Consider the following 11,429-nt stretch of genomic DNA (forward strand, 5'->3'; position numbering starts at 1 on the left):
AAGGGGTCGACTCTAGTACAGCGCCATCGCGAGCTTGCGACGCGCCGCGACCACGAAATCCTCGGCCGGGTCGAACAACTCGAACAACTCGAGCAGCCGGGTGCGCGCCGCGGTGCGCTCGTCGCCCGCGCTGCGACGGACGAACTCGATCAACCGCGCGAACGCCGCTTCGGGATTCTGAGCGAACAGTTCGGCGTCCGCTGCCGCCAGTTGCGCGTCGAGGTCGGCGGGCGCTTCGTCTGCACGTGCGACCGCGTCGTCCGGCAGATTCTGTGCGCGGCCGAGGAACCGGACCTGCCGCAACGCGGCCTGGGCGTCGGTGTTGTTGGGCTCGGAATTGAGGATCAGCCGGTACGCGGCTTCGGCACCTTCGAAATCACCCTGCTCGAGAGCCTGCTCGGCCGCCTCGAAACGAGGATCCACCGGTTGCTCGGCCGGCTCGCCCTCGGGGCTCGGGGGTCCGGTCAGTTTGCCCGCGACCGCATTCTGAATCGCGTCGAGCCACTGCCGGAGCGCGGCCTCGGGCTGGACACCCTGGAAGTCGGCGAGCGGCTGCCCTGCCGCGATCGCGACCACGGTGGGCACCGACTGCACACCGAAAGCCTGGGCGATGCGCGGGTTGGCGTCGACGTCGACCTTCGCGAGCACCCACTGGCCACCGGCTTCGGCGGCAAGCTTTTCGAGTGTCGGACTGAGCTGCTTGCAGGGTTCACACCATGTCGCCCAGAGATCGACGATGACGGGCACCTGCATCGACCGTTCGAGGACCTCCGCTTCGAAGGTCGCTTCGGTGACGTCGATGATCGACGGGATCGTGCCGGAGGCGGCGTCGGCGCTCGGCGGAGGCGGCGGCGGGGCGGTGGCCCTCGCCTTGAGCGGCGCGAGATCCACCGCGCCGGACATTGCTGCGGCTGCGGCAGCGGAACGTGCTGGACGGGAACCGGGTCGAGTCACGCTCTCCAGTTTGTCATGCCCGGGCGGTGGTGCGCCGGGCGGTCAGGCCGCCGCGTCGACTTTCTCGTTGCTTTCGGGGGCGGACAGTTCGGCGAGACGGCCGGTGCGCACGGCCCAGCGCTCGAAGACGATCGTGCCGAACGGCGGGACACTCGAAACCAGTGCCAGGAACGTGGTCTTCAGGTCCCACTTGAGCGACCATGCGGTGAGAAGGGCGATGAGAACGAACGGGATGAAACCGGCCACGCCGTGCACCATGCCCGGGATGGCGATCGCTTCCTCGTATCCGAGCACCCACTTGAAGAACATCGCGATCAACAGGGCGAGCCAGGTCACGGCTTCCCAGAACGCGACGAGGCGGAACCTCTTCGCGGGAGTGGACAGGTCGAAGAAGTTCGTCATGGCGCCCATTGTGCCGGACGACTACGACCGCCTGTAGTGGTGGTGAGAGACATCACGGCCCCGGTGCCGTGCACCGGGGCCGTGATCGTGATCCTGGACCGAAGTCAGCCCTTCGGGACACGCACGACGAGGGCGTCGCCCTGGCCACCGCCGCCGCACAGTGCGGCCGCACCGACGCCACCGCCGCGGCGCTTCAGTTCCAGCGCGAGATGCAGAGCGATCCGTGCTCCGGACATTCCGAGCGGGTGACCGAGCGCGATCGCACCGCCGTTGACGTTGACCTTGTCGACGTCGATGCCGAGTTCGCGTGCGGAAACGATGCCGACTGCCGCGAAAGCCTCGTTGATCTCGATCAGGTCGAGATCCTTCGGATCGATCCCCTCGCGCGCGCAGGCCTTGGCGATGGCGCGGGCAGGCTGGGACTGCAGCGTCGAGTCCGGTCCGGCGACCACACCGTGCGCACCGATCTCCGCGATCCAGGTCAGGCCGAGTTCCTCGGCCTTGGTCTTGCTCATCACGACGACCGCAGCGGCGCCGTCGGAGATCTGCGACGCCGAACCGGCGGTTACGGTGCCGTCTTTCGAGAAGGCGGGGCGCAACCGGCCGAGCGACTCGGTGGTGGTGTCCGCGCGGATTCCCTCGTCTGCGGCGAACATGATCGGGTCGCCCTTGCGCTGCGGGATCGCCACCGGCACGACCTCGTCGTCGAAGAGGCCGTCCTTCCAGGCACGGGCCGCGTTCTGATGCGAAGCCGCCGCGAAGGCGTCCTGTTCCTCCCGCGAGACGAATCGCTCACCGCTGTTCGCGGATTCGGTGAGGTTGCCCATCGCCTGGTCGGTGAAGATGTCGTGCAGGCCGTCGTATGCCATGTGATCGCGCAGCGTCACGTCGCCGTACTTGAATCCGGCGCGGCTCTTCTCGAGCATGTGGGGTGCCTGGCTCATCGATTCCTGCCCACCGGCGACCACGACGTCGAACTCGCCCGCGCGGATGAGCTGATCGGCCATGGCGATCGCGTTGATGCCCGACAGGCACACCTTGTTGATGGTCAGCGCGGGAACATCCATCGGGATACCGGCGGCGACGGCGGCCTGGCGTGCGGGGATCTGGCCGGCGCCGGCGGTGAGCACCTGACCCATGATCACGTACTCGACCTGCTCGGGAGCGACGCCCGCCTTCTCGAGAGCGCCTTTGATCGCGACGCCGCCGAGATCGGATCCGGAAAGATCCTTGAGGGAACCCTGCAGACGCCCCATGGGCGTACGGGCTCCGGCGACGATGACAGAACTGCTCACGGAAACGACCTCCGACGATCGGCGAAAAATTGGGGCGCCCAACCGGGCATTCGATGCCACTCCCGATATGAACGCATGCAACGTTAACGCTACCGTCTAGAGCATGACTGAGACCTCCCCCACTTCCGCTCCGGGCGCCGCAATTCTCGCGACCGGCCTCGTCACCGCGATCGATCACGTCGGCATCGCGGTCCCCGACCTCGACGCCGCACTCACGTGGTACGCCGAGAACCTGGGCCTCGTGTCGACCCACGAGGAAGTCAACGAGGAGCAGGGCGTCCGGGAAGCGATGCTCTCCGTCCCCGGCAGCCCCGAGGGCGCGACCCAGATCCAGCTGCTCGCTCCGCTGAACGAGAACTCCACCATCGCCAAGTTCCTGGACCGCAGCGGCCCGGGATTGCAGCAACTCGCATACCGCGTGTCCGATCTCGACGCGGTCAGCGCGGCGTTGCGCGCCAACGGAGTCCGTCTGCTCTACGAGGCGCCTCGTCGCGGCACTGCCGACTCCCGCATCAACTTCCTCCACCCCAAGGACGCGGGCGGCGTCCTCGTCGAACTGGTCGAGCCGGCCGCGCACGCTGCGCACTGAGTAGCTGCGCAGGAATTCGGCGACGCTCCCGCCCGCATATAGGCGGGAGCGCAGCGTGTCCTCCGGCCTCAGCAGGTAGATTGTCGCCATGGTCTTCGATCGTGATCGCACCCCCAGCCACCTGCCGTTCTCGATCGTGCGAAAAGGCTTCGACCGCGACGAGGTAACCAACTACTTCGCCCGGTTCGAAGCCGAGTTACGCGTGACCGCGACCGACCGCGACGCCGCGTCCGCGCAAGCGCGCGATCTCGCACGACAGCTCGAGAATGCTCGCAACGAGATCGACGAGCTCCGTAGGGATGTGGACCGGTTGTCGGTCCCGCCCACGACTGCCGAAGGCATGAGCGATCGCATCTCGCGGATGCTGCGCCTGGCGTCGGACGAGGCGTCCGAGTTGCGTGCGCGCGCCGAGGCCGATTCGGCCGAGATGATTTCGCTGGCCGAGCAGGAGGGCATCAGACTTCGCGGCGACTACGAGCAGAAGCTCGCCGAACTCGAAGACCGCCGCATCGCGTTCGAAGAAGAGCACAAGCGGACGATGGCGGCGGCACGCAAGGAAGCCGACCGCATCGTGGCCGCCGCCCGCGCCGAAGCCGACCGTCACGCCGCCGAAGCGGAAAGCAAGCGCGAGCAGGTCCAGCAGGACTTCGAGATCACGATGGCCGAGCGGCGCAGCAAGCTTCTCGGTGCACTGGACGAACTCGAGCGCTCGAGCAAGGCCGAGGCCGAACGACGCATCGAGGTGGCGACGGAAGAAGCCGCCCGCCGGCTCTCCACGGCCACGGAACAGTCCGAGCGCAAGGTCGCCAACGCCCGCGACCTCACCGAGGAGTTGCGGATGCTGCGCGGCCGCATCCTGGGTCAGCTCGATGCGGTGCGCGAGCAACTCGACGACGTGCCCACCATGCTCGCCGCCATCAACCGCGAGGGTGATCTGCTCGACCGGGAGATTTCGCTCGACGAACCCCGCCCGTCCGGCCGCGACACGGAGAGCGGGTCTCCCGTACGCACTTCCGAGAAGGCGGAGAACTCCGACGGACGGGCCCCTGCTGCCCAGCCGACGGGACGCAACGCGGCCTCCGGGGATGCGCCGAAATCGGTCGAGGCGACGAAGTCGGTCGAGGCGACGAAGTCGGCAGGACCGGCCGAGTCCGCACAGCCGGCGAAACCCGCACAGTCCTCACAGCCGCAGCAGTCCTCACAGCCCCAGCAGGCAGGACCCGGCAAGCCCGCGAACACGAACAAGCCGGCGAACACCCCCAAACCTGCCGAAGGTGCCGGCACGTCGGGCACCCAGCCGCGCAACGCCGCAGCCGCGGGACCGAATATCCAGGGCCGCTCCCCGGCAGTCGCGAGCAAGGTCCGGAACTAGCGCGGAGTTATCGCGCTGCGCTCCGGCGGTTGACCATCTCGGTGATCCAGACCGGCGCGTACGGCGACGTGCATCCCGGTGAGGTCGGGTAGTCCTCGAGAACCCTCAGCCGCTCCCCGATCTCGAGGGCACGTCGCCGGTGCCGGTCGTGTTCGATGCCGATCCGGGCGAGACACTGATTCATCGACCATTGCAGTCGGTCCGGTGCATCCTTCATCTCGGCCTCGACGGTGTCGAGCAGGCCCTCGAGATCCAGGACGGCGGGGTTTTTCACCACCAGTTCGCTGGTCAGATCCCAACCGGCGCTCGCGACGACCGGATCCGGGTCCGTGAACCAGCGCACGCGCAACTCCTCGGCGTGCGGGCTCTTCTTCACCACGTAGTTCACGAGCCAGGCGTGGACCTTGGGAGCGTTCTCGTCACGGATCATGCCGTCGAGTTCGGCGCACTCGAACGACTTGGGGCGGCAGATCAGCAGTGCCAGCAGCCTCGCGGCCGTGTCGTCCGTGTCCCACAGCTCACGCGCGAGTTCGTGCTGCGTTTTCAGGCGCTTCGCGAGCGCCCGCAGACGACCGAGATTCACCCCGTGGTCGTCGCCGCGCGCCGTATTCGCCGCCCGCACCTTCGGGTCGTCGAGTGCGGCCAGTTCCGCCATCACGTCCGCTACGGTCTCCCCGGCCATCGGAACCCCCGTCCCTCGCAGCTGATGTGCTTGCGCAGAGAGCCTACGAGCAGGTCGGCGGAAACGCGGGTGAGTTCGAGGGTCTGCCCGGCGCCGTCACGACCACCGGCGGGTCGGCCGACGGGTTCCGCGTCCCCTCCAGCACCCGTTGTGCCAGTGCCGCCTGTCGTCCGCACCGCCCGGTGTGTCGACAGCCCATGCCACCACGTGCGGTGTACCCGGAGCGATCTCGTGATCGCAGCCCGGGCATCGATACGGTTTGGTGGCGCGGCTGCCGGGCACGGTCCGCACGATGTACTGCTCGTCGTCCGCGCCTGCCGGCCCGTTCTCCGTCCGGCTCGTCGCGAAACCGAACGCAGCACCCTCCGATTCGGAGTGTGTGCGTCGGCGCGCCGAGCTGGGGGGACGGTTCCGGCGAGGCACGATCAGAACAATCTGAACTCGGTGCTCTCGGTACCGCGCAGCGCCTCGTAGTCGAGGACCAGACAGCGGATCCCGCGATCCGTCGCGAGAGTCTTCGCCTGCGGCTTGATCTGCTGCGCAGCGAAGACGCCGCTGACCGGAGCGAGCAAGGGGTCGCGGTTGAGCAGTTCGAGGTAGCGCGTGAGCTGTTCGACGCCGTCGATCTCGCCGCGGCGCTTGATCTCCACCGCCACCGTGGCGCCGTCCGCGTCGCGGCACAGCAGGTCGACGGGGCCGATCGCAGTCGGGTACTCACGCCGCACGAGAGTGAACCCCTGCCCGAGTGTTTCCACATGTTCGGCGAGGAGTTCCTGCAGGTGCGCTTCCACACCGTCCTTGATCAGCCCGGGATCCACTCCGAGTTCGTGGCTCGAATCGTGCTCGATCTCCTCGAGGGTGATCCGCAGTTCCTCACCGGCCTTGTTCGTCACCACCCAGAGTGCCTGCGCGTCGTCGGCAGGTTCTTCGACGAGCCAGCACGGCGGGCTCATCCAGTTGAGGGGCTTGTAGGCACGGTCGTCGGCATGGATGCTCACCGAACCGTCGGCCTTGACGAGGAGTAGTCGGCGGGCCGTGGGCAGGTGCGCCGTCAGGCGTCCGATGTAGTCCACACGGCAACGGGCAATCACAAGACGCACGGACCTACCCTAGTGGATCGGCTCGACTAGTCTCGAACGACCATGTCAGCACGCAGCAACCGCACCGCTCCGCTGGGGTCCGCGATCCTCGGTGAGCCCGCCGAACCCGTCCGGCGGCAACGCATCCGTATCCAGACGCTGCTCACCCTCTCGCTCGTCGTCACCCACCTCGTGGGTGCCGCCCTCGTGGCGGCACTCATCAACGTCGTGATCCCGGGCCCGTCCGTTCTTACCTCGGAGTTCCTCGTCGTCACCGCGATCCTCGCCCCCGTGTACGTGGGGGTCGCGATCGTGGTCGGGTCGGTCATGTTCACGCGGGGCGCACTTCGTCGGTTGCGGTGGGCACTCGAGAATCGGCGTCCCACCGCGGACGAGCAGCGCCAGGCTCTACAGATGCCGTGGCGGATCACGCTCGAACAGGGCGGGTTGTGGTTCCTCGGGCTGATTCTGTTCACGACGTGCTTCGGCATCATCGACCCCGAGACGATCCCGAAGGTCGCGCTGACCATCACGCTCGCCGGGGTGACGGTGTGCGGCTTCGCGTACATGTTCACCGAATTCGCGTTGCGCCCCATCTCTGCCCGGGCGCTGGAGGCGGGCACACCGCCCCGGCGGAAGTTCGCGGGCACCACCGGACGGGTGATGCTGTCGTGGGCTCTCGGCAGCGCGGTGCCGGTCGTGGGGCTGATCTTCGTCGCGGTGTTCACCTTCCTCCGCCCGGTCACCACCACCCGTCTCGCGATCACGATCCTCGTGCTCGGCACGGTTGCGTTGTTCACCGGATCGCTCCTGATGTACCTGGCCGTGCGGTCGACCATCGCCCCGATCGAATCGGTGCGTTTCGGTATGCGGAGGATCCAGGAGGGAAGCTTCGACGCCGCCGTGGTCGTCTACGACGGCACCGAACTCGGCCAGCTACAGGCCGGGTTCAACCAGATGGCAGAAGGATTGCGCGAGCGCGAACGCATGCGGGATGTGTTCGGCAAGCACGTCGGGAGGGACGTCGCAGCCGCCGCCCTGAACCGGGCGGAGACTCTCGGTGGTGAAGAGCGGGACGTTGCTGTGCTGTTCATCGACATCATCGGATCGACGGGGATCGCAGCAAGCAGGCCTCCCACCGAGGTCGTCGAGATCCTGAACCGGTTCTTCGCCGTCGTCGTCCACGAGATCCACGCTGCCGGCGGCTTCGTGAACAAGTTCGAGGGTGACGCGGCCCTCGCCATCTTCGGCGCGCCCGTGACCGTCGACGATGCTCCGGGCCAAGCTCTGGCGGCCGCACGGAAGATGGCGCAGCGACTCGAAGCCGAGGTACCCGAATGCCGGGCCGCCATCGGAATCACCGCGGGAATCGCCGTGGCCGGCAACATCGGAGCAGAAGAACGGTTCGAGTACACGGTGATCGGCGATCCGGTCAACGAGGCGGCCCGGCTGTCCGAACTCGCCAAAACGGTGCCCGGACACGTTGTCGCCTCACGCCGTGCGCTCGACGCCGCATCTGCCACCGAACGCTCGCGTTGGACGCTGGGAGAGGAAGTGGTGCTCCGGGGACGGACGGAACCGACCCACTTGGCGGTTCCGTCCTGCTGAAAGTCCGGCGCGTACTCACTCCCCCGCGATGATCGCGTCGAGGAATCTACGGGTGCGTTCCTGTTCGGGATTGGTGAAGATGCGCTCGGGCGTCCCCTCCTCGACGATGCGGCCCTGATCGAACATCAGCACCCGGTTGGAGACGTCGCGTGCGAAGTTCATTTCGTGGGTGACGATCAGCATCGTGATGTCCGTCGTCTCGGCGATGGTGCGCAATACGTCGAGCACGTCGGCAACCAGTTCCGGGTCCAGTGCCGAGGTCACCTCGTCGAGCAACAGGATGTCGGGATCCATCGCGAGCGCGCGGGCGATCGCCACACGCTGCTGCTGCCCACCGGACAACTGCGTCGGATGTGCGGTCTCCTTGTCCGACAACCCGACCGTCGCGAGCAGTTCACGCGCGCGCTCCTGCGCTTCGGACTTCTTGCGGCCGAGCACGTGGATGGGAGCTTCGGTGAGGTTCTCCATCACGTTCATGTTCGGAAAGAGGTTGAACTGCTGGAACACCATGCCGATACTGCGGCGCATCGCCCGAAGGTGCCGCTCCGACGCGGGAACCAGACGATCCCCTTTCCGTTCGTGGCTCAGGGGTTCACCTTTGACGCGGATTACTCCGTCGTCCACCTTCTCCAATGTCATGAGTAGCCGGAGGATGGTGGTCTTTCCGGAGCCACTCGGACCGATCAGGGTCACCCTGTCGCCGGCCGCGACTGTGAAGTCGAGGTGGTCGAGAACCACGTTGTCGCCGAATTTTTTGACGACGGAATCGAATTCGATCATCGGCACACCGGATTTGCCTCGCGTGGTGGCGGTGCCCTCGTCGATGGCGGGGTCAGTAGGCAAGTCGACGCTCCAATCTGCGGATGAGTACTGACGTGGGGTAACTCGCGATGAGGAAGATCAACCCCGCCATCGTCAGAGGCTCGAGGTACTGAAAGTTCCGTGCACCGAATTGCTGAGCAGCAGTGACCATTTCGACGACCGAAATGGTGAACAGGTACGGCGTGTCCTTGAACATCGACACCGCATAGTTGCCGAGTGCGGGAACGACCCGCCGGACGGCCTGCGGCAGGATCACCGCACGCCAGGTGCGCACGGGCGGCAGAGACAACGCACGCGCCGCTTCCCACTGCCCCACCGGGACCGCTTCGATCCCTGCCCGATACACCTCTGCCATGTAGGTCGAGTAGTGGATACCGAGCACCGCGATGCCAATCTGCAACGCCGAGAACTGCGGGAGCAGGTAGTAGACGAACAGCAACTGCACCACAAGCGGCGTCAACCGAATGAACTCGACTACACCGGACAACAGTTTCGCGAGCACCTTCGGCAGGGAACGCCGCAAGATCGCCACCGCCAGACCCAGTACGGCGGCCAGGGCGAAGCCCAGCACCGTCGCCAGCAGCGTGATCCGGAACCCTTCGAGCAGAACGGGCAGCGCCTCCCCGGCGCGTTGCCAACTCCATTGGACGTTCACGATTTCACCACCCCCGCGGGTTCGTCGAGAGCGGGCGCGACTCCGAAGATTTCACGCATGCTCGGACCGGCGCCCAGGCGGCTCTTCGCGCGCACCTCGAGGGCGTTCATGAACAACGTCAGGACGTACCCGATCACGAAATAGAGAACGAGCCCGATTCCGAACGCGAACAACGTGTCGCCGGTGCTCTGCCGCAACTGTTCGATCTCGAACGTGAGATCTTGCAGCAGGATGTAGCTCGCGAGAGCCGTGCCCTTGAGCAACTGGATGAGCAGATTGGTCAGGGACGGAATCATCTCCGCCCACGCCTGCGGGAAGATCACCCGGCGCAACCGTTGCCAGTACCCGAAGTTGAGGGCGGTCGCGGCCTCCCATTGCGGGCGGGGCACCGACGCAATGGCGCCGCGCACCACCTCCGCTCCGTACGCCCCGTAGTTGAGCGAGAGCGCGAGGATGCCGCACACGATCGGTTCGAGCCGGTACCCGAAGAGCGGGAGGACGTAGAAGAACCAGAACAACTGCACCAGCAGCGACGTGCCCCGGAAGAACTCGATGACGACGCGGGCACTGCCGCGGAGAACAATGTTCTTCGCGGCACCCGCCAGCCCCAGCGCGAGGGCGATCAGAAACGCGAAAATCGCACTACCTACGGTCAATTCGAGTGTGACGACGATCCCGTCGAAGATGCGGGGTATCGCATCCCGAAACTGGTCGAAGTTCGACTCCGCAGCCATGGTCCGGATCCCGAGCTCAGGCTGTTCCCTTGCACAACATCTCGGTGGTCAGGTTCGGATCCGGCAACTCGGCAGCGGTGAAACCGAACTCACCGACGGCGTCGAGGTACGAGGCCTCGTCCGACGTGATCTTCGCGAGTTCGGCGTTGTAGGCGTCTCGGAGATCCGCATCTTCCTTGCGGAACACGGTGCCACCCGCGCCGACCTGAGGAACGCCGTTGATCACCGCGACGAACGACTCGGTGACGTCGACGGGCGCGTTCTCGTTGTTCTGCTTCATCCAGTTCAGCGAGATACCGGTCAGCGCGAAGACGTCGGCGCGGCCGTTGACCACAGCATCCATCCCGTCCTGCGGCGACGACACCTGCATCGCGTCGATGCCGAGAGCCGTGGCGTAATCGGACTCGATCGCACCGGTCAGTACCGCCATGCGGACGCCCTTGTCCGAGATCGACTGCATGTCGCTGAGTTGCTCCGGGTTGCCCTGGGGAACCATCAGCGCTGTCGTGTAGTTGAATTCGGGCTCGCTGAACAACGCTTGTTCGCAGCGCTGCGGCAGGATCGACATGCCGGCGCTGACGACGTCGAATCGTCCCGCCTGGAGCCCCGGGATGAGTGCGCCGAATTCCGTCGGCACACCCTCGACGTCGTCGACGCCGAGGTTAGAGAAGATCTTCCGATGCAGTGCCACGGTCGCACCGGTGAGTTCGCCGTCCTGCATGAAGCTGTACGGCGCCTCGCCCGCGAAACCGACGGTGACGGTTCCGGAGTCCTGGATCCGCTGAAGCGTCGACCCCTCCCCCGAGTTGTCCACCTTGGTGCACCCCGTCATCGACGCCCCGACGAGTGCCAGGCCGGCAAAAGTGGCCGCCGCCTTCGAAAGTCCGGTGGAGGTCAATCGCTTCATCATCAGTCTCGTCCCTCTCGTCGTCCAAGAAACGACCCGGGAGGATGCGCACCGCGGTGCAGCACGATCCAAGCGGATCTTGCATCAGCGGACGTTACCCACATCACGTACCGAAGCGCGATGCGGAAGCGCGTCGTTACCATCTCGTAACCTGATGGATCCGTGACGGAAGTGAGACGAGAGGATTCAGGGCGGCCCACCAATCCCCCCGAACGCACTGAAGGCCCCCAACAATAGTTGGGGGCCTCCAGCAAACGGGTGTTCGGCGGTGTCCTACTCTCCCACACCCTGACGAGTGCAGTACCATCGGCGCAATGGGGCTTAGCTTCC

Annotated in this window: 13 protein-coding genes; 3 read left to right on the forward strand and 10 right to left on the reverse strand. The window is 66.1% G+C overall.

Annotated elements, in window-relative coordinates; genetic code table 11:
• Nucleotides 1–12: 12 nt before the first annotated feature.
• From AC0B44_RS17755 to AC0B44_RS17765, 3 genes are all read right to left on the reverse strand, one after another.
• The gene (locus AC0B44_RS17755) at nt 13–903 is read right to left on the reverse strand and encodes a tetratricopeptide repeat protein (RefSeq protein ID WP_471904150.1); all 891 of its coding nucleotides are present in this window, start codon (nt 901–903) and stop codon (nt 13–15) included.
• A gap of 93 nt (nt 904–996) precedes the next feature.
• Nucleotides 997–1,356, reverse strand: coding sequence for a DUF3817 domain-containing protein (locus AC0B44_RS17760; RefSeq protein ID WP_471904131.1), 360 nt, complete (start codon nt 1,354–1,356; stop codon nt 997–999).
• A gap of 104 nt (nt 1,357–1,460) precedes the next feature.
• Nucleotides 1,461–2,651 carry an acetyl-CoA C-acetyltransferase gene (locus tag AC0B44_RS17765; RefSeq protein WP_471904132.1) on the reverse strand — a complete coding sequence of 397 codons (1,191 nt, stop codon included), beginning with the start codon at nt 2,649–2,651 and terminating at the stop codon, nt 1,461–1,463.
• 103 nt (nt 2,652–2,754) lie between these two features.
• Between AC0B44_RS17765 and mce the strand changes: the two genes are divergently transcribed.
• A complete protein-coding gene (mce, locus tag AC0B44_RS17770; protein ID WP_471904133.1) occupies nt 2,755–3,240 on the forward strand; it encodes a methylmalonyl-CoA epimerase in 486 nt (161 codons plus the stop codon).
• A gap of 88 nt (nt 3,241–3,328) precedes the next feature.
• Nucleotides 3,329–4,612: a hypothetical protein gene (locus AC0B44_RS17775; protein WP_471904134.1), complete on the forward strand. Its 1,284-nt coding sequence runs from the start codon at nt 3,329–3,331 to the stop codon at nt 4,610–4,612.
• 7 nt (nt 4,613–4,619) lie between these two features.
• Here the strand turns inward: AC0B44_RS17775 and AC0B44_RS17780 are convergent, their stop codons facing one another.
• The 3 genes from AC0B44_RS17780 to nucS all read right to left on the reverse strand — a co-directional run bounded on the left by AC0B44_RS17780 (nt 4,620) and on the right by nucS (nt 6,394).
• Entirely contained in the window at nt 4,620–5,294 is a 675-nt protein-coding gene (locus AC0B44_RS17780) for a DNA alkylation repair protein (RefSeq protein ID WP_471904135.1), read from the reverse strand.
• 96 nt (nt 5,295–5,390) lie between these two features.
• Nucleotides 5,391–5,717, reverse strand: coding sequence for an ATP/GTP-binding protein (locus AC0B44_RS17785; protein ID WP_471904136.1), 327 nt, complete (start codon nt 5,715–5,717; stop codon nt 5,391–5,393).
• Nucleotides 5,718–5,719: 2 nt separating this feature from the next.
• Nucleotides 5,720–6,394: an endonuclease NucS gene (gene nucS / locus AC0B44_RS17790; RefSeq protein WP_471904137.1), complete on the reverse strand. Its 675-nt coding sequence runs from the start codon at nt 6,392–6,394 to the stop codon at nt 5,720–5,722.
• Between the two features lie 42 nt (nt 6,395–6,436).
• Here nucS and AC0B44_RS17795 point away from each other — a divergent pair, with 42 nt between their 5' ends.
• On the forward strand, nt 6,437–7,981 hold the full coding sequence (locus AC0B44_RS17795; RefSeq protein ID WP_471904138.1) for an adenylate/guanylate cyclase domain-containing protein: 1,545 nt from the start codon (nt 6,437–6,439) through the stop codon (nt 7,979–7,981).
• Between the two features lie 15 nt (nt 7,982–7,996).
• On the opposite strand, the gene ehuA is transcribed toward AC0B44_RS17795, so the two are convergent.
• Genes ehuA through ehuB form a run of 4 tightly spaced genes read right to left on the reverse strand, consistent with a single transcriptional unit; the run spans nt 7,997 to nt 11,102 of the window.
• Nucleotides 7,997–8,761: an ectoine/hydroxyectoine ABC transporter ATP-binding protein EhuA gene (ehuA, locus tag AC0B44_RS17800; RefSeq protein WP_471904151.1), complete on the reverse strand. Its 765-nt coding sequence runs from the start codon at nt 8,759–8,761 to the stop codon at nt 7,997–7,999.
• A gap of 52 nt (nt 8,762–8,813) precedes the next feature.
• Nucleotides 8,814–9,458: an ectoine/hydroxyectoine ABC transporter permease subunit EhuD gene (gene ehuD, locus AC0B44_RS17805; protein WP_471904139.1), complete on the reverse strand. Its 645-nt coding sequence runs from the start codon at nt 9,456–9,458 to the stop codon at nt 8,814–8,816.
• On the reverse strand, nt 9,455–10,192 hold the full coding sequence (ehuC, locus tag AC0B44_RS17810; protein ID WP_471904140.1) for an ectoine/hydroxyectoine ABC transporter permease subunit EhuC: 738 nt from the start codon (nt 10,190–10,192) through the stop codon (nt 9,455–9,457). Before ehuC ends, ehuD begins: the two co-directional genes overlap by 4 nt.
• 16 nt (nt 10,193–10,208) lie before the next feature.
• Nucleotides 10,209–11,102, reverse strand: coding sequence for an ectoine/hydroxyectoine ABC transporter substrate-binding protein EhuB (ehuB, locus tag AC0B44_RS17815; protein WP_471904141.1), 894 nt, complete (start codon nt 11,100–11,102; stop codon nt 10,209–10,211).
• Nucleotides 11,103–11,429 lie beyond the last annotated feature (327 nt).

The sequence above is a fragment of the Rhodococcus sp. NPDC019050 genome (genome assembly GCF_055664235.1).